Below are 21,892 nucleotides of genomic sequence, written 5' to 3'. Positions count from 1 at the left end.
TCCCACCCCCACCCCCACCCCCACCCCTCGTCCGTTGATCATGAAGTTATTGCCCGTCCGCCCGGCGTGTCGTAGCAATAACTTCATGATCAACAACGACGGGTGGGGTTGGGGGTTGGGGTTGGGTTAGGCGCGTTCGGTTCGGGTGGCCGGGTGGCGGTCCGGGTCGGCGGGACGGCGGGGGGTTGGCTGCGACAGGCCGGTGCTGAAGCGGGTCGAGTCGGCCGCCAGGTCCGGGTGTTCCACGTCGAGGGCCAGCGCCGCTGCCTCGTCCAGCCCCAACTCGGCGCCCTCGCCGTACGCGTCGTCGAAGGCCGTGTCGCCCAGCACCGTACGCAGTTGCGCCTGCTGTTCCGCCCAGTAGCCGCCGTAGATGCCCGGGGTCGCCCGCATACTCGCCCGGGTGGCCTGCGCCGCACCGAACAGGCGAGCAGCGGTCAACCGGTCCCCGCCGATGGCGCAGCGCACCGCGACCGCGTTCAACGTGTCGCACGCCCGGCCGTGGTAGCCGTGACCCATCCGAGAACGCAACGCCACCAGCAGGTGCTCGTGTGCGGCGACGACGTCGCCCCGGGCCAGCGCGACCATCCCGAGCAGCATGTCCACCGAACGCCGGCCCCGCTCCACCGGCCGGGTCGCCTCCACCGGGCGGACCGCCCCGAGCAGGTCGGCAGCCTCCTCCAGGGCACCCCGCCGCCAGAGCAGCTCGGCCAGGCTGAACACCGCGAACAACGCTTCGCCGACGACGTCCTGCCCGTGCGCCCAGTCGATGACCTCCCGGCACACCCGCTCGGCCTCGGCGAACTGCCCCATGTCGACCAGTGGCGCGGCCCTGCCGGCGAGCACCCGGGCCAGCAACCCGGCGTCACCGGCCTGCCGGGCGGCAGCCTCCGCGCGCTGGGAGTAGCGCAGCTCCTCCGCGAACTCGCCGTCGGCGCCGGCGTGCAGGGAGTGCATGTGGTACGCCGCCGCCAGCTCCGCCTCCGGGATCCGCTCGCCCGTCTCGGCAATCCGCCCGTACAACCGGAACAGCCACAGCCGCCCCTCCCGGGCCAGACCCCGCTCCAGCCACCACTGGTCCAGGCCACCGGCCAGACCGAGACCGGCACGGGCACTGCCGCCGGTGGCGCACCAGCGCAGCGCCGCGCGCAGCTCCCCGGCGAGTGGGTCCAGGGCATACAACGACAGCGTGACGGGCCGACCGTCCTGGCCCAGGTGCGCCTTACCCAGCGCGTGCGCCGACCAGGCGACGTGCCGGTTCCGGGCGGCCTGCTCCTCGCCCGCCTCCGCCAACCGCCGCGCCGCGTACGCCCGGATGGGGTCGAGCATCCGGTAGGTGCTGCCCGCCGCCCGCGGTTCGGCCAGGACCATCGATTTGTCCACCAGCACCGAGAGCGGGTCCAGTGGGTCGTCGCCGAGCAGCCACTCCACCGTCGCCAGATCCACCGGCCCGGCGAAGACAGCCAGCCAGCGCAGGAGGCGGGCGGCCCGAGGCCCCAGTGTCCGGTACGACCAGGTGACGGTGGCCTGCATGGTCAGGTGCCGCTCGGTGGCCGAGCGATGCACCGCCCTGCTTGCCGGACTGGGCGGTGACGCTCCGGACGCCGCGGCGACCAGGTCCACGGTGTCCTGCTGGTTGCCGGACCAGCCCCGCTCGACCGGCGGAGGTTCCGGGTCGTCCCGGCCAGCGTCCAAGGTGCCGAGCACATCGTCCAGTCGCTCGGCGAGCTGGCCGACGGAGAGCACCCGCAGTCGGGCGGCGGCCAACTCGATGGCCAGCGGCAACCCGTCGAGCCGCTGCACGACCCGGCGCAGATCGGCCGACTCGGCCGGGTCCGGCTTCCGACCGCCGCGCGCCGCCGCCGTCCGGTCCAGCAGGAGCGCCACCGCGTCGCTCTCCGCGCCGTCCGGCCGTGGGTCGACCGAGAGCGGCGGGATCCGCCACACCACCTCGCCCGGCAGGCTGAACGACTCCCGACTGGTGGCCAGCACCCGTACGCCGCTCCCACCGGACAGCAGCCGCGCGATCACCTCCGCGCAGGCGGACGGTTGCGTGTCGCAGGTGTCCAGCACGACCAGCATACGGCGGTTGGCCGCGTACTCGACCAGGGTGTCCAGCATCGGCCGGCCCGGCTCGGGTCGCAGGCCGAGCACCGCGGCGATCGCGAACGCCACCAGCCCCGGGTCGGTCACCGCGGCGATGTCGACGAACCAGACCCCGTCCGGGTACGCCTCGACGACGCCGCTGGCCAGCTCCACCGCGAGGCGGGTCTTGCCTGCGCCGCCCGCACCCAGCACGGTGACCAGGCGGTGTTGCCGCACCAACAGGCCCAGCTCGACGCGCTCGGTCTGCCGACCGACGAACGAGGTCACCTGGGTCGGCAGGTTGTGCGGCACCGTGTCGGCGGTGCGGGGCCGGGGGAACTGCCGCTCCAGGCCGGGCGCGACGAGTTGGAACAGCCGCTCCCGGTCGTCGAAGCCGCGCAACCGGTGCAGGCCCAGGTCGAGCAGGGTCGCACCGGGCGGCAACGGCTCGGCCCGACGGGCGGTGGACGCCGAGCAGAGCACCTGCCCACCGTGGGCGGCGGCGGCCACCCGGGCGGCCCGGTGCACCTCGGGGCTGGCGTACTCGCCGTCGCGCGGCTCGGCGTAACCGGTGTGCAGGCCCATCCGCACCCGGGGCGCGGCCTCCGAGGTGGGCCAGTCGTGGCTGGACAGTGCCCGTTGGGCGGTCAGACAGGCGGTCAGCGCCGCCGCGGCGTCCTCGAAGGCCAGGAAGAACGAGTCGCCCTCGGTCAGCAGCTCCGCGCCACCCGTGCTGGCCAGCGTCCGACGCAGCAACCGCCGGTGCTCGGCGAGCACCGGTCGGTAGTCCGGACCGAGCAGTTGGGCCAGCCGGGTCGAGCCCTCGATATCGGTGAACACGAAGGTCACCCAACCGCTCGGCAGCTGGATCCGTGGCGACATGCGTGGAACCTCCGCCCGTGACGTCGGATTCATGCTGCCTGAATCCGAGCGATCACACATCGTGAGAACGGCCGGGCAGGTGCCGCCTCAAGGTGCCACTCGGATCCGCTCCCGGCAAGGACTGTCCACCAGGCGGCGGCGAACTGGCCCGATCAGCAGCCGCAGGCGCCGCCGCAGCAGCCCCCACCGGCGGGTGCCGGAGCACCACCGGCGGAACCGCCCCGGCTGGTGAACGCGACCGCGGAAAGCAGCTTGACCGTGTCGGCGTGTCCCTGCGGGCAGGTGGCCGGCTCACCGGCCGCAGCCATCGAACGGTTGACCTCGAAGGTGTCGCCGCAGGCGCGGCAGCGGAACTCGTACCGGGGCATGGCACCCAGGGTACGTGGATCTGACGTTCGGCGGGGCATGGGTGATACTCGAAGGGTGGTGGACGGCGAGGACGACACGCGAGTGAAACCGTTACGACCGGCCGCGCCGCTGGACGGCCCACTGGAGGGCTCGGGGGCTGCGCCTGATCCGGTGCGCGCGGTGCCCCGTCCCCGCAGGCCATGGCTGAGCGGGCGCTCCGGGAGCGGGCCGACCACACCAGCGGCCACGCCCGCCCCGAACGCCCCCGGTGCCGGCCTGGACGCGAGCGCCGCCGCGGGCCCGGATGCGAACGCCACCGCCACCGCCGCCGGCACCAAGCCCTCGGGCACGCCCGGCACGGACCCGAAGACCGCGGACCCGAAAACCGCGGCCGCCACGGTGGAGGATGCGAAGGCGGAAGGCAGCGCCGGTGACCCGGTCGCGCCGAGCGCCGACACGCCGACCGACGCGAAGACCCTCACCGCCGATGGCGGTGCGAAACCCGCCGCCGCAGCCGGGGACGCGAAGACCGCCGAGGTCGGAGACACAAAGACCGCCGAGACCGGCGACGCGAAGACCGCCACCGCGGACCCGGCGAAGACCATGGTGGACGGCGTACCCGTCGTGGCGGCCTCCAACCCCGCCCGGCGACGGCGGGTGCCGTTCGCACACGCCGTGCGACTGGAGCCACGCCGGGCGGCGGCCTCCGCCGCCCACGCGACCCGCGCCTGGGCTCGTCGGCCGAGCGGTCGGCTCACCCTGCCCGGTGTGTTCCTGCTGGCGCTGGTGGCCGCGACCGCCGCGGCGGGCGCGCTACTCGTGCCGGCCACCATCCGCGCGCCACGTCCGGTCGCCGCCGACTCCTCCGCCACGCCGGCCACGCCGCCAGCGGCGCCGTCCGGCGTCCCCACCGGCCCGCTGCCGACCGGGTCGGTGCCGACCGGCCCGCTGCCCAGCGGTGGGCTGCCCAGTGGCGGCCTGCCCGGCAGTGGGCTGCCGACCGGGCCCGCCATCGGGCCGGTCGGGGGCCGACCGTCGGACGCTCTGGCCGGTTGGGCTCAGCAGGTCGGTGCCAAGGTCGGTGTCCCCGCGACCGCCATGCAGGCGTACGGGTACGCCGAGCTGGTGCTCGCCCAGACCAACCGCAGCTGCGCGCTGAGCTGGACCACGCTGGCCGCGATCGGCAAGGTCGAATCGGGGCACGGCTCGGCCAACGGCGCGCGGTTGGGACCGGACGGCATGGCGCTACCGAAGATCATCGGGCTGCCGCTGGACGGTAAGGACGGCCGGATGCGGATCATCGACACCGACCGTGGGGCGCTCGACGGAGACCCGGTCCTTGACAAGGCGATCGGGCCGATGCAGTTCATCCCGACAACCTGGCAGGAGATCGGCGCGGACGCCGACAACGATGGCAGGAAGGACCCGCACGACCTGGACGACGCCGCCCTGGCAGCGGGAAACTACCTCTGCAAGGGTGGCCGGAACCTGAGCATTCCGGGCGACTGGTGGAACGCGATCCTCTCCTACAACGACGTGCGACGCTACGCCCAGGACGTGTACGACACCGCGAACCAGTACGGACGGGCCAGTCGCTCGTGAAGTGATCGTCTCGATACGTTGGAGAACTGGACACTTCCCCCGGGCCTCTGTTAGCGGCAAGCTAGACGGGTGATGGTGCGCGAGTGGGACCCCAGGACCGCGTCGTCCGCCGAGATCGCGTCGCTGCTGGCCACGCTGAACGCGGTCCTGGCGGCTGATCTGCCGCAGGACCCGCCGTGGCGGGAGACCTCGCTGCGGGAATACCTCGCCGAGGTGATGCCCGGCGAGCGGCGGATCTCCTGGATCGCCCAGGCCGAGCCGACCGCCTCCGGCGACCCGGGCGCGGTGCTCGGCCACGTGCACGTGCTGCTCCTCGGTGACATCGGCGTGCTCGAGGTGCTGGTGCACCCGTCCGTACGGCGCAGCGGCCTTGGTCGTGACCTGGTGTTGCGCGCCGCCCGCCGGGTCTACCAGGAGGGCTTCCGGTCGATCGGGGTGGAGGTGGTCGGCGACACGCCGGCGCTGGCCTTCTACGAGTCGCTCGGCTTCCTTCGGGAATACGTGGAGACCCGCAGCGTGCTCGACCTGACCGCTGTCGACTGGGCCGAGTTGGCCGAGATGGCGACCGGCATCGGGGCGGGTTACCACCTGGAGTTCTTCCCCGGCGGTCCACCGGACGACCTGATCGAGGCGTACGCGCGGGCGAAGGCCGAGGTGCGCGACGTCGACGATGGTGAGCTGCGCCCCAGCTCCTACGACCCGGAGCGGCTGCGCGACAGCCTCGACACCCTGCACCGGCGGGGCATGAAGCCGTACATCGTGCTGGCCCGGCACGAGCAGAGCGGCGAGGTGGCCGGCCTGACCGAGGTGGTGGTTCCCGCGCAGCACCCGACCCGCGCCGACCAGTACGACACGATCGTCGCGCAGGACCACCGGGGCTACGGCATCGACCGGGCGATCAAGGCTCGGATGCTGCTGGAGCTGCGCTCCGCCGAGCCGGAGCTGATCGAGGTGCAGACCTGGAACGCGCAGGCCAACGAGGCGATGCTGAAGGTCAACGCGGAGCTGGGTTACCGCTCCGACCGGGACTGGTGCGAATACAGCGTCGACGTCGCTGAGCTGGTGCACCGCCTCGATCCACCCCGCTGAGGGAATTCACGAAACTGTCCACTAGGGGATGGACGGTGGACAGTCGCGCACCTTAACGTGCGTTGACTCCCATCCACCCATCGTGGAGGCCCTATGCGCCCGCGCCGCTCATTCGCCGCGCTCGCGACCGCCACCGCCGCCGTGACCATCACGGCGCTCGGCGTCGCACCCACCGCGGCCAGCGCCGCGCCCACCGACCTGTTCATCTCGGAGTACGTCGAAGGCTCGTCGAACAACAAGGCGATCGAGCTGTTCAACGGCACCGGCGCCGCCGTGGACCTGACGGCCGGCGGCTACCAGCTGCAGCTGCACTTCAACGGCTCCACCACGGCCACCACGATCGCCCTGACCGGGACCGTGGCCGCGGGTGACGTGTTCGTGTTCGCGAGCGCCTCTGCGGGGGCCGCCATCCTCGCCCAGGCCGACCAGACCACCGGGGCGAGCCTGTTCAACGGTGACGACGCGATCGTGCTGCGCCGGGGCACCACCGTGCTCGACTCGATCGGGCAGGTGGGGGTCGACCCGGGCACCGAGTGGGGGGCCGGTGCGACCAGCACGGCCGACAACACCCTGCGCCGGCTGCCGACCGTGACCGCCGGCGACACGGACACGTCGGACGCGTTCGACCCGGCCGCACAGTGGGCCGGCTTCCCGGTCGACATCTTCGACGGGCTCGGCTCGCACACCGTCGACGGAGGCGGCCCGGTCGACACGCCGGCCACGCTGACCTGCGGCGGCCCGTTGGTCACGGCGGCGGGCACGGCCGCGACGCGCGAGGTCACCGCCACCGACCCCGATGACACGATCGTCGACCTGGCGGTGACCGCGGTCAGCCCGACCCCGACCAACGGCTCGATCACCCGGACAGCGTTCACCCCGGCCGAGGGGTTGGGCGGCACGGCCCGCGCGACGATCGGCACCAGCGCCGACCTGACCGCCGGGGCGTACACCGTCACCCTCACCGCGACCGACGCGGACGGTGGCACCGCGAGCTGCGCGCTGGCCGTGCAGGTGACCCGGGAGTTGACCGTCGGCGAGGTGCAGGGCCCGACCACCGACGCCGAGCCCGCTGCGACCAACCGGTCGCCGCTCGCACCGGCGAGCGGCAACGGCACGAGCAGCACGATGTACGACGTCCGCGGCGTGATCACCCAGCTGACCCTGGCGCGCACCTCGGCCGGGGCGGAGCAGCACGGCTTCTTCCTCCAGAGCCGCGTGGGCGACACCGACGGCGACCCGACCAGTTCCGACGGCATCTTCGTGTTCATGGGCACGTTCACCTCGCTGATCGGCGGTTACGTCCCGACGGTCGGCGACGAGGTCGTGCTGCGGGCCCGGGTGTCGGAGTACTACAGCTTCACCCAGCTTTCCGGCGCTTCGCTGGTTCGCCGGATCGGCGGCGGGCTGGCCGTGGACACCGCGGTCGCGGTCACCGACGCGGTGCCGCCGGCCGAGCTGACCGACGCGCAGCGTTTCTGGGAGCGGCACGAGGGCGCCCGGATGCGGGTACGCGCGGGCAGCGGCGCGGTGAGCGGACGGGACGTCTTCTCGTCCACGGCCGACGCCGAGCTGTGGGTGGTGGACCGGGACGACCCGCTACTCGACCGTGCCGACCCGTACACCCGGCGGGTCTTCCGTGACTCGCACCCGCTGGACAACGACCCGACCCGCCGTTTCGACGACGGCAACGGCCAGCGGACGCTGCTGGGCAGCATGGGCGTGAAGGCCACCGCCGGGGACAGCGCCGCGCTGCTCCCGCCGGCGCACACCTTCGACACGCTGCGCGCGGACGCGGTGGGCGGGGTCTACTACTCGTTCGAGAAGTACGGCGTCCAGGTCGAGCGGGCGGAGTTCGACGCCGGGGCCGACCCGTCGAAGAACAACCCGCCCAAGCCGGCCGACCGGTCGCAGGAGGTGGCCGTCGCCACCTACAACGTGGAGAACCTGTACGACTACCGGGACGACCCGTTCGACGGCTGTGACTTCACCGGCAACGCCGGCTGCCCGGGCGTCGACCCGCCGTTCGACTACGTGCCGAGCAGTGAGGCGGACTACCGGCAGCAGCTCGGGGCGCTCGCCGACCAGATCGTCAAGGATCTGCACGCACCGGACCTGATCCTGGTGCAGGAGGCCGAGGACCAGGACATCTGCACGGTTTCCGGCACCACGTTGAGCTGCGGCGACACCAACAACGCGGATGGCGCTCCAGACAGCATCCAGGAGTTGGCGCTCGCGGTGGCGGCGGCCGGTGGGCCGGCGTACGCCGCTGCCTACGACCGGACCGGCGCGGACGCCCGCGGGATCACCGCGGCCTTCCTGTACCGCACGGACCGGTTGTCGTTGGCCCCCGCGACGGCGAACGACCCGCTGCTGGGCTCGGCGCCGACCGTCCAGTACCGCGCTGCGGGGTTGCCGGCCAACGCGGACGTGCAGAACCCGAAGGCCCTCAACGCGGTGCTGCCGTCGGACGTGGACACCTCGACCGGCCGAGACGGCGCCAACGTCTTCACCCGCGCCCCCCAGTTGGGCAAGTTCACCGTGGCGGCGTCACCCGGTTCGACCGAGCGGTTCACCCTGTACGCGCTCAGCAACCACTACTCCTCCGGCCCGGACAGTCGGGTCGGGCAGCGGCGGGAGCAGGCGCGCTACGGCGCGGCGATCGTCACCGCGATCGAGGCGGCCGACCAGACCGCCCGGGTGGTCTACGGCGGGGACCTGAACGTCTTCCCCCGCCCGGACGATCCCATTGCCACCGGCAGCCAGCCCACGCCCTCGGACCAGCTCGCACCGCTCTACGAGGCGGGCCTGCACAACCTGTGGGACAACCTGGTGGCGGACGTGCCGGCGTCGGCGTACTCGTACAGCTTCGAGGGGCAGGCGCAGACGCTCGATCACCTGTTCGTCAACGACGCGTTCTACGGCGACCTGGTGCAGGTGCGGGCGGCGCACATCAACGCCGACTGGCCGGCGGAGTTCACCGGCGACGGGTCGCGGGGTTCCAGCGACCACGACCCGCAGGTGGCCCGGTTCCGGTCTCGGGCGTCGTTGACAGTCGCCGACACGGCGGTGGTCGAGGGCAACCAGGGCAGCCGGCAGCTCACCTTCACCGCCACGGTGTCCCGGCCGCTGTCCCAGCCGGTGCTGCTGTGCGCCACCACCGTCGGCGTCACGGCGCAGGGTGGTTCGGACTTCGACCCGTACGCCGGTTGCAAGGTGTTGGCGGCCGGGCAGACGTCGGTGGCGTTCCCGGTGACGGTGCGCGGTGACCGCAAGCGGGAGACGGACGAGAAGCTGACGTTGCTGGTGGCCGGCGTTCCCGGCCTGCGGCTGGCCGACCCGCTGGCGGTTGGCACGATCACCAACGACGACTGACGTCGCGCGTTCCCGGCGAGGCCCGCAGGTCCGTTTCGGATCGGCGGGCCTCGCTGGTTTCACGGTGAGACCACCCCACGCGGGGGCCACGGCGGTCGGGGCAGGTGCCGTTGCTGGGCCACCCGCACCTCCCACTGGCTACGGCGCCGCATCGCGTCCCGAATCGCCCGGTTGCGGTAGAACGTTTCGGGTGGGCGGGCCAGGCCGTAGATGTCCGCCCACCATTCGCCCGGCTCAGGGTCGAGAATGGTGTCGAGGTGCGACGGGTAGCGACGATCCGCGCCGTTGTACGTGTCCTGCCAGTCCTGCATCGGTTTGAGCACCCGGCCGAACTCGTCAACCACGGCCAGCCGGCAGCCCACCACGCCGATGATGCGCCGGAGCAGAACGATGCTCGGCACCATGCGGCCGGCCTCGATCCGGCCGATGGTGGCATGGTGCACACCTGCCCACCGGGCCAGCTCGCGCTGGCTCAGGTCGGCGCGACGGCGGACCGCCCGAACGATGCCGGCGGCCGGCCAGGGTGCGTCGGAAGGCTCGGTGAGCAGGACCGGCTCGGCTGAGGCTGACGAATCACTCATGCCGCCACCGTCCCGCCTGGTGGAGCTGGCCGCAATCCCGCTTGCCGCGCCTGTGGACAACCAGCTGACCTGTGGACATCGTCCACGGATCGGCGGGTCACTGTCCGTGTTCGCGGCACCAATTACCACCGCCACTACAGCGCGTCACGGGGCTTACGCTGCCTCGACGAGCAGCGGGACCAGCCGGGAGACACCACCGGGCTGACCAGGGAAATCCCCATCCCCACCGGCAGACACACCACCCCTAGCCCGCCCCCTTTGCTCTGCAGTTCGATATGCACCAGAAGCGGAGGGTGAGCGTCGCCGTCGTGGGTGCAGAGCAAAGGCGGGAAGGGGGGTTCGTGGCCGCTCGTCCTCTGGTTACTCTCCGCAAGCCGTGTTGCCGGTAGGTCCGCAACGTCGGCAGGTCCGCAGACCTGTGGGTCCGCAGGTCTGTGAGTCCGCAGGTCCGCAGGTCCGCAGGTCCGCAGGTCCGCAGGTCCGCAGGTCCACAGGTCCGCAGGTCCACAGGTCCGCAGGTCCACAGGTCCGTAGGTTCGCAAATCCACAGCCAGCAGGTCCGCAAGCCCGCAGATCGGTCGGTCCCACGAGCTGCGGTACGTCCGAAAGGCGCTACCGCGCCGCCCGCGACGGGACACGCGGTCAGGCCGCGCCGGCCGTGCGTGAGTCGGCTCCGCCACCGCACGCCGGGAGGACAGCGCGGCCAGGGTCGGATCTGGGGGTCAGTAGCGCTGGCGCAGCAACCCGGCGGCCTCGACCGCCCAGTAGGTGAGGATGACCTGCGCGCCGGCCCGCTTGATCGAGGTGAGCGTCTCCAGCATCACGCGCTCCCGGTCGATCCAGCCGTTCGCGGCGGCGGCCTCGACCATCGCGTACTCGCCGGAGACCTGGTAGGCGGCGACCGGGACGTCCACCGCGGCCCGCACCGCCGACACCACGTCGAGGTAGGGCAGCGCCGGCTTGACCATCACCAGGTCGGCGCCCTCGGCGACGTCGAGCGCCACCTCGCGCAGCGACTCGCGCAGGTTGGCCGGGTCCTGCTGGTAGCTGCGTCGGTCGCCCTCCAGCGCCGACTCCACCGCCTCCCGGAACGGGCCGTAGAAGGCGGAGGCGTACTTCACGGCGTACGCCAGCACGGAGACGTCCTGGTAGCCGGCGGCGTCGAGGGCCCGGCGTACCACGCCGACCTGGCCGTCCATCATCCCGGACGGCCCGACCATGCCGACCCCGGCGGCGGCCTGGGCCACCGCCATCTCGGCGTACGCGGCCAGGGTCGAGTCGTTGTCGACCTCGCCGTCGGGGGTGAGCAGCCCGCAGTGCCCGTGCGAGGTGAACTCGTCCAGGCACAGGTCGCTCATCACCACGGTGTCGTCACCCACCTCGGCCACCACGTCGCGGATCGCGACGTTGAGGATGCCGTTCGGGTCGATGCCGCCGGAGCCGGTCGGGTCCCGCTGTTCCGGCACGCCGAAGAGCATGATCCCGCCGACGCCGGCCTGGACCGCCTCGGCCGCCGCCTTGCGCAGCGAGTCCCGGGAGTGCTGGAGCACCCCCGGGAGCGACCCGATGGCCCGAGGCTCGGTCAGCCCTTCCTTGACGAACATCGGCACGACCAGCTCGGCCGGGTCGACTCGGGTCTCCGACACCAGCCGGCGGATCGCCGGGGTGCGGCGCAGCCGGCGGGGCCGGATCTCGGGGTACGACATGGAAGGGCCTCCTCGAACGACTACCGGAAGCGCAGGGCGGTCGGGCCCTGCACCTTCGAGCCGCGGCGCTGCTTGGCCGGCATGGCGGCCAGCTTCTCGCGCAGCTCGACGGCGTAGGCGGCGAGCGCCTCCACCAGGTCGGGCACCGAGGCGTGTGGCGGCTGGACGTCGACCCGCAGGCCGAACTCCGTCGCGGTCTCCGCCGTCTTGGGCCCAATGACGGCAACAACGGTCCGGGCGTGCGGCTTCCCGGCGATGCCGACCAGGTTGCGCACGGTGGAGGACGAGGTGAAGAGCACCGCGTCGAACCCGCCCGACTTGATCGCGTCGCGGATCTCGGCGGGCGGCGGCGCGGCGCGCACCGTCCGGTACGCGGTCACGTCGTCGACCTCCCAGCCGCGCTCGGTGAGCCCGGCGGCGAGCGTCTCGGTGGCGATGTCGGCGCGCGGCAGCAGCACCCGGCCCACCGGGTCGAGGATCTCGTCGTGCGGGGAGAACTCCGCCAGCAGCCCCTCGGAGGACTGCTCCCCGGTGGGGATCAGCTCCGGTTGGATGCCGAACGCGCGGACCGCGTCCGCCGTCGCCTCACCGATGCAGGCGATCTTGACGCCGCCGAAGTGCCGGGCGTCCAGACCGTGCTCGGCGAACTTCTCCCAGACCGCGCGGACCGCGTTGACCGAGGTGAAGATCACCCAGGCGTACCGGCCGTCGACCAGGCCCTTGACCGCCCGCTCCATCTGCGCCGGGGTGCGCGGCGGCTCGACCGCGATGGTCGGCACCTCACACGGGATCGCCCCGTACGCACGCAGCCGGGCGCTCATCACACCGGCCTGCTCCTTGGTGCGGGGGACGAGCACCTTCCAGCCGTACAGCGGGCGGTTCTCCCACCAGCTCAGCTTGTCGCGCTGACCCACCCCGACACCGACGGTGAGCACCACCCGGCCGGTGAAGCCGAGCGCGGCGGCCACGAAGCTGTCCACGGTCGACGTGGTCGTGTACTGGGTCTCGCCGGTGCCGTCGCCGGTCACGCCGACGCCGGTGGTGCCGTCGACGCCTGCGGCGAGCAGCCCGTCCCGGACGGCGGCGAGGTCACCGGCGTCCACGGCGAGTGCGAGCGAACCCCGGCCGACGGCCGTGGCCAGCGCCTCGAAGTCCAGGGCGCTGACATCCTCGACGTCGGCAGCCGTCCGCACACCCGGCAGTGGCACACCGGCGTAGGTGGCCACACCCTCGGCCTGGCCGACGCCGGGCACCACCTCGAAGTGGGCGGCGGTGCGGGCGACGGCCTGCACCTCCTTGACCACCGAGTCGTGGCCGAACGGGTCGCCGGCGACCAGGTGCACCGCGTTCAACCCGGAACGGGCCGCGGAGATCAGTACCTTCGCCACGTCCCCGGGCGCGCCCTCGGCCGGCGTGAACTCGGCATCGTCCCTGGCTTCGGCGCGTACGACGGCGAGCAACGACTCCGGGACGCCCCGGTCGTAGATCACCTGGTCGGCGTCGACCAGGGCGTCGTGTGCCCGACGGGTCAGCAGACCCGGGTCACCGGGGCCAGCCCCGACGAACGCGATACGGCCGACGGGCTTACGGGTGCGGGTCATCCTGTGCTCCCAAATTGCTGGGTCCCCGGGCCGGTGTGTCCTTCGTGGCCGAGGATCGAGTCGGCGCCGAGGTCGAGGAGTTCGGCGGCGAGTGCCTTACCGATCTCCGCCGCGTCGGCGGGCGTTCCGGTGCGGGACAGCCGGAGGTCACGAGTGCCGTCCGGGCTGATCACCGCCCCGCGCAGGTAGATCTCATCGCCGTCGTCACCTTCGGCGAGTTCGGCGTAGGCGGCGACGGGTGCGCTGCACCCGGCCTCCAGGGTCGCCAGAAACGCGCGTTCCGCGGTGACCGCGGCTCGCGACGGTGCGTGGTCGAGCACCGCGAGCAGCTCGACCAGGTCCTGGTCGTCGACCCGGCACTCCACGGCCAGCGCACCCTGAGCGGGCGCGGGCAGCATCAGCATCGGGTCCAGCGTCTCGGTGATCGCGTCGGCCCGACCGATCCGGGCCAGCCCGGCCCGGGCCAGGACGACGGCGTCGAGGTCGGCATCGGGGCCGAGCACCCGCGCCAGGCGGGTGTCGATGTTGCCGCGGATCGGGGTGACCTCCAGTTGCAGGCCGAGCGCGTGCAGCTGGGCGATCCGGCGCAGCGCGCCGGTGCCCACGGTGGCCCCGGGCGGCAGCTCGGCGAGCGTCCGGCCGCCCTGGGCGACCAGCGCGTCGCGCGGGTCCAGCCGGGCCGGCACCGCCGCGATGTGCAGCCCGGCGGCGGCGGCCGTGGGCAGATCCTTGTAGGAGTGCACCGCGAAGTCGATCGTCCCGGCGGTCAGCGCGTCGCGCAGCGCGGAGACGAACACCCCGACGCCGAGCCGGTGCACCGGCGCGCTCGAGCGGTCACCTGCGGTGATCACCTCGACCAGCTCGACCGGGCGGCCGGTGGCGGCGGTCAGCGCCTCGGCGATCTGGCCGGACTGGGCCATCGCCAGGGCGCTGCCCCGGGTGCCGAGGCGCAGGGGGGCGGTCATCGCGCACCTCCGGTGGGCGGGGTCGGCTCGGCGGCGTCGGCTCCGGACACCGGGTCGGTGCCGGGCAGGGCGATGCCGAGGTCGGGGGTGAGCACGTCGGGGACGGTGTCCACCGGTGAGGTCTGCGGCACCTCGAGGTCGAACAGCTCGCGCAGCAGGGCCGCGTACTGGTCGCCGCCGGGCTCCGCGGCCAACTGGCGCACCTTGACGGTGGGCTGGTGAAGCAGTCGCTGCACGACGCGGTGCACGGTGCGGGCCACCTCGGCCCGCAGGTCGTCGCCGAGGTCGGGGCGACGCTGGGCGAGCCGGCGCAGCTCGGCGGTGACCACGTCGTCGGCCCGGCCGCGCAGCGCGGCCACGGTGGGTGCCACGTCGGCACCGCGCAACCAGGTGAGGAAACCCTCCACCTCGCCCAGCACGATCCGTTCGACGGCGGCCGCGTCGGCAGCCGCCGGACCGTCGGCGAGCAGTGCCGCCATCCGGTCGATGTCGATCACCTCGACGCCGGGCAGCTCGGCCACACCCTCCTCGACGTCGCGTGGGACGGCCAGGTCGAGCAGGACCAGCGGGCCCCGGGCCGGGTCCCGTTCGGCCAGCGCCGCGCTGACCACCGAACGGGTGAGGACCGGTTCGGTGGACGCGGTGGCGGCCACTACGATGTCCACTGTGGAGAGGGTGTCGGCCAGCTCGGTCATCGGCGCGGCACTCGCCCCGTACGACTCGGCGAGCCGGACGGCCCGGTCGGCGCCCCGGTTGCTCACGGTGAGCGGCCCGGCGCCCTGCCGGGACAGCGTGGCCACCCCGAGCGAGCCCATCGCGCCGGCACCGACCACCAGGGCCGGGTGTCCGGCGAGGTCGCCGTCGAGGTGCCCGGCGGCCAGCTCCAGTGCGGCGGTGACGACGCTCTGGCCGGCCCGGTCGATGCCGGTCTCGGCGTGGGCCCGCTTGCCGACCCGCAACGCCTGCTGCATCAGCTCGTGCAGCAGCCGGCCGGCCGAGTCGGCGCCGGTGGCCCAGTGGTACGCGTCGCGCAGCTGCCCGAGGATCTGCGCCTCGCCGACCACCATCGAGTCGAGACCGGTGGCGACCCGGAAGACGTGGTCGACGGCGGCGGTGTCGTAGTGCACGTACAGGTGGCTGGCGAGCGCTGCCGGCGGGCTGCCGGCCTGCTCGGCCAGGACGGCGCAGACGTCGCCGAGCCCGCCGTGGAAACCGGACACGGCGGCGTAGACCTCCACCCGGTTGCAGGTGGAGACGATCACCGCCTCGGCCACGTACGGCTGGGCGATCAGGCGGTCCAGGGTGCGGGTCAGGTCGGCGGGGGGCACAGCCAGCTGCTCCAGCGTGGCGACCGGGGCGGTCCGATAGGACGCGCCGACGACGAGCAGTTTCACGTGCCGATCGCCTCCTGGGTATCAGTGGCCGCGAACCCGCCCGGCAGGGCGGTGAGAGCGGACCCGCCGGTGGCGGGCAGCGCGGTCAGCGATGCCTTGCGGTGCTCGTGGAAGGACAGAATCTGCAGCTCGATGGCGAGGTCGACCTTGCGCACGTCGACTCCCTCCGGAACCGAGAGTACGCACGGTGCGAAGTTGAGGATGCTCGTCACGCCGACGGCGACCAGTTGGTCGGCGACCTGCTGGGCCGCGGCGGCCGGGGTGGCGATCACGCCGATCGCGAGCGATTCCTCCGCGGCGACGGTCGGCAGGTCGTCGACATGCCGGACAACCAGGCCGTTGATCTCCTCACCGACCCGGGAGGGATCGGCGTCGAGCAGTGCGGCGATCCGGAAGCCCCGGCTGGCGAAGCCGTCGTAGCCGGCCAGAGCGTGACCGAGATTACCCACGCCGACCAGGGCGACCGCCCGGCGTTGAGTGAGCCCGAGCACATACTCGATCTGCTCGATCAGCAGCGCGACGTCGTATCCGACGCCCCGGGTGCCGTACGAGCCGAGGTGGGAGAGGTCCTTGCGGAGCTTGGCGGAGTTGACGCCGGCGGCGGCGGAGAGGCCCTCGCTGGAGACGGTCTCGTGCCCGGTGTCGGCGAGGTTGTGCAGCGCGCGCAGGTACTCCGGGAGCCGAGCGACGGTCGCCTCGGGCAGATCCGGTAGCGCCGGTACGGCACCGGCGCGGCCGGGCGCGCCTGGGTGACGGTGCTGACTCATGAGACTCCGTGCGGTGCGATCCTCGGCCAACTCCGCTGGTCGGCCGCTTATGGACTCCCGCTGGCGACCGAGGTTGCCGGCTGTGCTAGCAGGGCGCGTCGGAGTCACAGAGTAGGCGCTTGTGAAGACGTGCACAAATCGCGATCTTGCCGCTGCGTCACGCAACCTCACCAGCACCTCCATTCCGCAAGATCGATCCAACGGGTCTCCGCCCGCGCCGCCGGGGCGATTATTGCTCAATCCCGACTTCTCTGACCAATCCCGCGCCGAGGCTTCCGAGGGGCGTCCCCGCAGGTGGTAGGGGCAGCACTACGAGGGAGAGGCAGGGCTTCGGGATGGGGACGGGCAGCCCGGTTGCCTAGCCTTTGGGCATGACCGCCGTTGCCGCCACCAGCGACCAACCGACGCTGGCACCGAGCATCCCCCGCCAGCTCTTCGTCGACTCCGGGTACGTGCTGCTCGGCCTGCCCCTGGCGGTGGCCAGCTTCGTCGTCCTCATCGTCGGCACCGCGGTCGGCATCGGCCTGGTGGTGACGGTGATCGGTCTGCCGATCCTCAGCGGCACCCTGTACGCCGCCCGTGGGCTCGCCGACATCGAGCGGCTGCGGCTGCCCGCGGTGCTCCGGCAGCCCCGGATCCGGCCGCACTACCGGCTGCCCGAGACGGGCGCGAACGCCTGGCGGCGGATCTTCGTGCCGATGCGGGACGCCCAGTCCTGGCTCGACCTGGCGCACGGCATCCTGCGGCTGATCGCGGCGGCCGGCACCTTCGTGGTGGCCGTCATCTGGTGGGCCGGGGCGGTCGCCGGCTCGCTGTACTGGGCCTACGACTGGGCCCTGCCCCGCGCCGACGGCGAGGGTGACAAGGACCTGGCCCAACTGCTCGGCCTGGGCGACTCGACCACCGCCCGAATCGGGCTGAACACCGCGATCGGGGTGTTTTTCCTGATCACCCTGCCGATCGTGGTCCGGGGTTGCGCGCTTCTCCAGGCCAGCTTCGCCAAGGCCATGCTGACCGGGGTGGCCGAGATGCGCGACCGGATCACCGTGCTGGAGGAGCAGAAACGGGCCGCCGTGTCCGCCGAGGCGTCCGCGCTGCGCCGGTTGGAACGCGACATCCACGACGGCCCCCAGCAGCGCCTGGTCCGCCTGGCGATGGACCTCAGCCGGGCCCGGATGCAGCTCGCCTCCGACCCGGAGGCGGCCGGCCGGACCATCGACGAGGCGGTCACCCAGACCCGGGACACGCTGGCCGAGCTGCGGGCGCTGTCCCGGGGTATCGCCCCGCCGATCCTGGTCGACCGGGGCCTGCCCAGCGCCCTGGCCGCGATCGCCGGGCGCGGGCTGATCCCGATCGAGCTCCAGGTGGATCCGCAGCTCGGCACCCCGGGCGGGCGGCTCGACCCGGCGGTGGAGAACACCGCGTACTTCGTGGTGTCCGAGGCGCTGACCAACGTGGCCAAGCACGCCCGGGCCACCGAGGCCGTGGTGGCGGTCGCCCGGCAGGGCGACCACCTCCAGGTGCGGGTGGGCGACGACGGCCAGGGCGGCGCACACCTGGCCAAGGGGCACGGGCTGGCCGGCATCGCCGACCGGGTCCGGGCCGCCGGTGGTGAGCTGATGGTGGTCAGCCCGGTCGGCGGCCCCACCGAGATCCGCGCCGAGCTTCCCCTGTGAGCGCGAGGAGTGAGCCGGGTTTGCGAGCCCCGCAGTTGCGAACGAAGGAGATGCTGTGATCAGCCCCGCGCGACGGCCCCACGACGGGCCGGACGTGGTAGACAACACAGCCATGCGCATCGTGATCGCGGACGACGCCGTCCTGCTCCGGGAGGGGCTGGTCCGGCTGCTGACCGAGAGCGGGCACCAGGTGGTGGCCGCCGTCGGGGACGGCGACGCGCTGGTCGAGGCGGTGGTGGAGCACCGGCCGGACGTGTCGATCGTCGACGTCCGGATGCCGCCGTCGCACACCGACGAGGGGCTGCGGGCAGCGGTGGAGGCCCGCCGGTTGGTGCCGCGTACCCCGATCCTGGTGCTCTCCCAGTACGTCGAGGTCTCGTACGCCGATGATCTGCTCGCCACCACCGGCGGTGCCGGCGGCGGAATCGGCTACCTGCTCAAGGACCGGGTGGCCGCGATCGAGGAGTTCCTGGACGCGCTGCGCAGGGTGGCGGCCGGCGGCACGGTGCTCGACCCGGAGGTGGTCGGCCAGCTCTTCGCCCGACGCCGCCGCGACGACCCGCTGAGCGAGCTGACCCCCCGCGAGCGCGAGGTGCTCGCCCTGATGGCCGAGGGCCGTTCGAACACCGCCATCGCCCGCTCCCTGGTGGTCAGCGACGGCGCGGTGGAGAAGCACGTGCGCAACATCTTCACCAAGCTCACCCTGCCGCCCGACACCGAGCAGCACCGGCGGGTGCTGGCCGTCCTCACCTACCTGCGGAACTGACCTTCCGGGCCAGGGCCACCGCGTCGGTGAGCGTGTCGGCCACCGGGTGACCGGAGTCACGCAGCCGGGTCGGGTCGGTGAACCCGCCGGTGTAGAGCACCGCACGGCCGCCCACCGCGAGGGCCGCGTCCGCGTCGTCGATGGAGTCGCCGATCAGCACCACCGAGGCGCCGTCCACGCCCAGCTCGGCCAGGTGCAGCTGGAGCGACTCGGCCTTCCGGCCGCCACCGACCGTGGCCCGCAGCCCGTCGACGCGGGTGAAGTGGCCGGTCAGCCCGTACGTGTGCACGGTCGGCACCAGCTCCTCGTGGAACCACATGGAGAGCAGGCTCTGGCTGCCCGGCCAGGCGGCCATCGCGGTGCGCGCGTCGGCGGCCAGCTCACAGGTGGTCAACCCGGTGCGGTACGCGTCGTGGAAGATCCGGTCCAGTCGGCCGAACTCGTCGTCGTCGACGGCCTGGCCGAGCACCTCGGCGTAGTACTCGGCGATCGGCCGGCGGAACCGCACCCGGTGCTCCTCGGAGCTGACCGTGGGCCCGCCGACGCTGGCGAAGGCGGCGTTGGTGGCGGACACCACCAGGCTGAGGTCGTTGAGCAGGGTCCCGTTCCAGTCCCACACGAGGTGGGGGTGCGCAGGGGTCATCAGAGCACCCTAGGCACCGCTCAGAGCTGAGGCGTGGTCAGGTCCCGCAGCAGCCGGTCCTCCTCGACCCGCCAGTAGCCGTGCTCCTTACCGTCGAGCATCACCACCGGCAGCCGGTCCCCGTACTCCCGCTCCAGCCCCTCGTCGCCGGTGACGTCCCACTCGACCCACTTGTCGCCGGTGACCGCCACCACCCGGTCGAGTGCGGCCTTGGCGTCGTCGCACAGGTGGCAGCCGGGTCGGGTGATCAGGGCGAGCCGGGCGTCAGTGGCCATCGGTTACCTCCAGGCGGGTGTCGGCGGGTGCGGGTGGGTCGGCTGGCGTCGCCGGCCGGAGCTGGGCCTTGCGTACCTTGCCGATCGCCGAGTGCGGCAGGGCGTCGACGAACTCGACGGCGGTCGGGCACTTGAACCGGGCCAGGTTGCGTGCGCAGTGGGCAAGCAGCTCCTCGCCGGTCACCGGTCGCCCCGGCGCCGGCACCACGTACGCCCGCACAGTCTCGCCCGTCCGTGGGTGCGGCACACCCAGTACCGCCGACTCGGCCACCCCGGGGTGCCCGGTGAGCACCAACTCGACCTCGTGCGGATAGACGTTGAACCCGTTGACCAGGATCAGCTCGCCGAGCCGGTCGACAAGGAAGAGGTCACCGTCCTCGTCGGCGTACGCGATGTCGCCGGTGCCCCACCAGCCGTCGGCGTCCGGGCCGCCCCGGCCGTCGGGCCAGTAGCCGTCGAAGAGGTTGGGGCCGCGCACGACGATCTGCCCCGGGTCGGTGCCCGGCGACACGTCGGAGATGTCCAGCTCGTCGGGGTCGTCGTCGGGAACGGCCAGCCCGTCGCGCCACAGGTCCACGCCGTCGGCGTCGACCAGGCGCAGCCGCACACCGGGCAGCGGCCGACCGATCGAACCCGCCTTGGCCACACCACCGACCAGGGTGGAGGTGAGCACCGGGGCGGTCTCGGTGAGGCCGTACCCGATGTGCGCCTGATGGCCGGTGACCTCGGTGAAGCGCGCCGCGACCGCGGGGTCCAACGGTGCCGCGCCGCAGACCGCCACCCGCACCGACGCGGTCGCCGCGCGGGCCGTGGAGGCATCGGCCCAGGTCAGGAACATCGACGGTACGCCGACCAGCACGCTGACCCGGTGCCGGGCGATCTCGTCCAGCCCCGCCGTCGGGCCCAGCTCGTCGAGCAGCACGCCGGTCGCGCCATGGTGGACGACCGCGCCGAGCGCCGAGTTGAGCCCGTACGCGTGGAACAGTGGCAATGCCAGCAGCACGGTGTCCGTCGGGCCGACCACCGGCGGCTGGATCCCGTCGACCTGCTCGTGGTTGGCGAGCAGCGCCCGGTGCGAGAGCATCGCCCCCTTGGGCCGCCCCTCGGTGCCGGACGTATAGAGCAGTACAGCCAGGTCGGCTCCGCCTCGTCGCGGGCGGGCCGGCGGTCCGGGTGCCTCGGCGGTCGGCGGGGTGCCGGACACGTGGGCCAGCGCGGGCAGTTCGGCGGCCACGTCGGCGACCAGGCCACGCACCCGGTCGGTGGCGATGAGCACCGACGCGCCGGAGTCGGCCAGCACGTGCCGCAGCTCCGGGGCGGTGAAGCCGGGGTTGACCGGCACGGCGACCAGCCCGGCACGCAGCGCGCCGAGCCAGGTGACCACGAAGTCGAGCGTGTTGGGCAGCGCGATGGCGACGCGTGGCGGCGTACCGCCTGCGTCGGTGGGGGGCGTGGCGGCCGACAGGCCACGGGCGACGGCGTCCACCGCGGCATCGAGGTCGGGCCAGCTGAGCGTCTGGTCGCGCCAGTGCAGCGCGGCCCGGTCGTCGCGGTCGAGAGCCGCCCGGCGGACCCGGTCGGCGAGGTTCGGCGCGGGGTTTGCCGAGGAGTCCTGCACGGTGATCGAGTCTGGCACAGCGGGCGGCGGCAGACTATGGCCGACGGGTGGGACGGCACCCGGGAGCGGCGTTGCGAAAGTCCCATGAACAGGACTCTCCTGTGTGCCACCGGCGGCCCAATAGGGTCCTGTCGATGGGACGAGCGGCACCGTCCACAGACGCTTCGGCCACGCGGGCGCGACCACCCGGGGCGGCGGGCCGACCGAACGGGCAACCAGCCTCCGACCAGGCCATCCATCCTGGAACACCGCGTCGACGCAAAGTCAAACGCACACGACGGACAACCGGTCCGCCACCGGTGCGGCGGAGCGGGAAATACTTCCGCCTTGTGTAACGGACTTGCCACGCGCGGGTGACGTTGGCCCTATCATCACTCGGGTCGGCTCACCCCATTTGCCGTGAGTCGACACCCCTCAGCCCGAGGAGGCCCCCGTGCCTGTGAGCGCATTGGACCAGCACCTCCAGGGGAATTGCCGCCAGTCGGCAACTCCCATGACCGTCCTGCCCGACCGGTATCCCGG

Annotated in this window: 16 protein-coding genes; 5 read left to right on the top strand and 11 right to left on the bottom strand. The window is 72.8% G+C overall.

The window, feature by feature from the left end; all coding sequences use genetic code 11:
* Positions 1-126: 126 nt before the first annotated feature.
* Both LADH09A_RS09040 and LADH09A_RS09035 read right to left on the bottom strand, forming a co-directional pair.
* The gene (locus tag LADH09A_RS09040) at positions 127-2,967 is read right to left on the bottom strand and encodes an ATP-binding protein (RefSeq protein ID WP_238644417.1); all 2,841 of its coding nucleotides are present in this window, start codon (positions 2,965-2,967) and stop codon (positions 127-129) included.
* 152 nt (positions 2,968-3,119) lie between these two features.
* On the bottom strand, positions 3,120-3,335 hold the full coding sequence (locus LADH09A_RS09035) for an FmdB family zinc ribbon protein (RefSeq protein ID WP_238644416.1): 216 nt from the start codon (positions 3,333-3,335) through the stop codon (positions 3,120-3,122).
* A 256-nt stretch (positions 3,336-3,591) separates the two neighbouring features.
* Between LADH09A_RS09035 and LADH09A_RS09030 the strand changes: the two genes are divergently transcribed.
* From LADH09A_RS09030 to LADH09A_RS09020, 3 genes are all read left to right on the top strand, one after another.
* Positions 3,592-4,917 carry a lytic transglycosylase domain-containing protein gene (locus LADH09A_RS09030; protein ID WP_443677152.1) on the top strand — a complete coding sequence of 442 codons (1,326 nt, stop codon included), beginning with the start codon at positions 3,592-3,594 and terminating at the stop codon, positions 4,915-4,917.
* A gap of 72 nt (positions 4,918-4,989) precedes the next feature.
* A complete protein-coding gene (locus LADH09A_RS09025) occupies positions 4,990-6,006 on the top strand; it encodes a GNAT family N-acetyltransferase (RefSeq protein ID WP_238644464.1) in 1,017 nt (338 codons plus the stop codon).
* Positions 6,007-6,099: 93 nt separating this feature from the next.
* Positions 6,100-9,378 (top strand): lamin tail domain-containing protein, encoded by a 3,279-nt coding sequence (locus tag LADH09A_RS09020; protein WP_238644414.1) that lies wholly within the window; start codon positions 6,100-6,102, stop codon positions 9,376-9,378.
* Positions 9,379-9,437: 59 nt separating this feature from the next.
* Here LADH09A_RS09020 and LADH09A_RS09015 read toward each other — a convergent pair whose 3' ends face one another.
* From LADH09A_RS09015 to LADH09A_RS08990, 6 genes are all read right to left on the bottom strand, one after another.
* On the bottom strand, positions 9,438-9,959 hold the full coding sequence (locus LADH09A_RS09015; protein WP_238644413.1) for a helix-turn-helix transcriptional regulator: 522 nt from the start codon (positions 9,957-9,959) through the stop codon (positions 9,438-9,440).
* Positions 9,960-10,681: 722 nt separating this feature from the next.
* A complete protein-coding gene (hemB, locus tag LADH09A_RS09010) occupies positions 10,682-11,665 on the bottom strand; it encodes a porphobilinogen synthase (protein ID WP_238644412.1) in 984 nt (327 codons plus the stop codon).
* A 20-nt stretch (positions 11,666-11,685) separates the two neighbouring features.
* Positions 11,686-13,266 (bottom strand): bifunctional uroporphyrinogen-III C-methyltransferase/uroporphyrinogen-III synthase, encoded by a 1,581-nt coding sequence (locus LADH09A_RS09005; RefSeq protein ID WP_238644411.1) that lies wholly within the window; start codon positions 13,264-13,266, stop codon positions 11,686-11,688.
* Complete coding sequence (gene hemC / locus LADH09A_RS09000) at positions 13,263-14,231, bottom strand: hydroxymethylbilane synthase (RefSeq protein WP_238644410.1); 969 nt, start codon at positions 14,229-14,231, stop codon at positions 13,263-13,265. The genes LADH09A_RS09005 and hemC overlap by 4 nt, the downstream gene beginning before the upstream one ends.
* Entirely contained in the window at positions 14,228-15,625 is a 1,398-nt protein-coding gene (locus tag LADH09A_RS08995) for a glutamyl-tRNA reductase (RefSeq protein WP_238644409.1), read from the bottom strand. Before LADH09A_RS08995 ends, hemC begins: the two co-directional genes overlap by 4 nt.
* Positions 15,622-16,392: a redox-sensing transcriptional repressor Rex gene (locus LADH09A_RS08990; RefSeq protein ID WP_030329747.1), complete on the bottom strand. Its 771-nt coding sequence runs from the start codon at positions 16,390-16,392 to the stop codon at positions 15,622-15,624. The genes LADH09A_RS08995 and LADH09A_RS08990 overlap by 4 nt, the downstream gene beginning before the upstream one ends.
* Positions 16,393-16,763: 371 nt before the next feature.
* Between LADH09A_RS08990 and LADH09A_RS08985 the strand changes: the two genes are divergently transcribed.
* Both LADH09A_RS08985 and LADH09A_RS08980 read left to right on the top strand, forming a co-directional pair.
* Positions 16,764-18,068 carry a sensor histidine kinase gene (locus tag LADH09A_RS08985; protein ID WP_238644408.1) on the top strand — a complete coding sequence of 435 codons (1,305 nt, stop codon included), beginning with the start codon at positions 16,764-16,766 and terminating at the stop codon, positions 18,066-18,068.
* 112 nt (positions 18,069-18,180) lie between these two features.
* On the top strand, positions 18,181-18,834 hold the full coding sequence (locus LADH09A_RS08980) for a response regulator transcription factor (RefSeq protein ID WP_238644407.1): 654 nt from the start codon (positions 18,181-18,183) through the stop codon (positions 18,832-18,834).
* On the opposite strand, the gene LADH09A_RS08975 is transcribed toward LADH09A_RS08980, so the two are convergent.
* Genes LADH09A_RS08975 through LADH09A_RS08965 form a run of 3 tightly spaced genes read right to left on the bottom strand, consistent with a single transcriptional unit; the run spans position 18,815 to position 21,388 of the window.
* Positions 18,815-19,477 carry an HAD family hydrolase gene (locus tag LADH09A_RS08975; protein ID WP_238644406.1) on the bottom strand — a complete coding sequence of 221 codons (663 nt, stop codon included), beginning with the start codon at positions 19,475-19,477 and terminating at the stop codon, positions 18,815-18,817. The two genes, LADH09A_RS08980 and LADH09A_RS08975, sit on opposite strands and share 20 nt — an antisense overlap.
* A 20-nt stretch (positions 19,478-19,497) precedes the next feature.
* Positions 19,498-19,752 carry a glutaredoxin family protein gene (locus LADH09A_RS08970; protein WP_030329740.1) on the bottom strand — a complete coding sequence of 85 codons (255 nt, stop codon included), beginning with the start codon at positions 19,750-19,752 and terminating at the stop codon, positions 19,498-19,500.
* Positions 19,742-21,388, bottom strand: a complete 1,647-nt coding sequence (locus LADH09A_RS08965; protein WP_238644405.1) for an AMP-binding protein — start codon at positions 21,386-21,388, stop codon at positions 19,742-19,744. Before LADH09A_RS08965 ends, LADH09A_RS08970 begins: the two co-directional genes overlap by 11 nt.
* Positions 21,389-21,892 lie beyond the last annotated feature (504 nt).

The organism is Micromonospora cabrerizensis (genome assembly GCF_022230955.1).
Taxonomy (GTDB): Bacteria; Actinomycetota; Actinomycetes; order Mycobacteriales; family Micromonosporaceae; genus Micromonospora; species Micromonospora cabrerizensis.
This window is presented reverse-complemented; position numbering and strand designations above follow the sequence as displayed.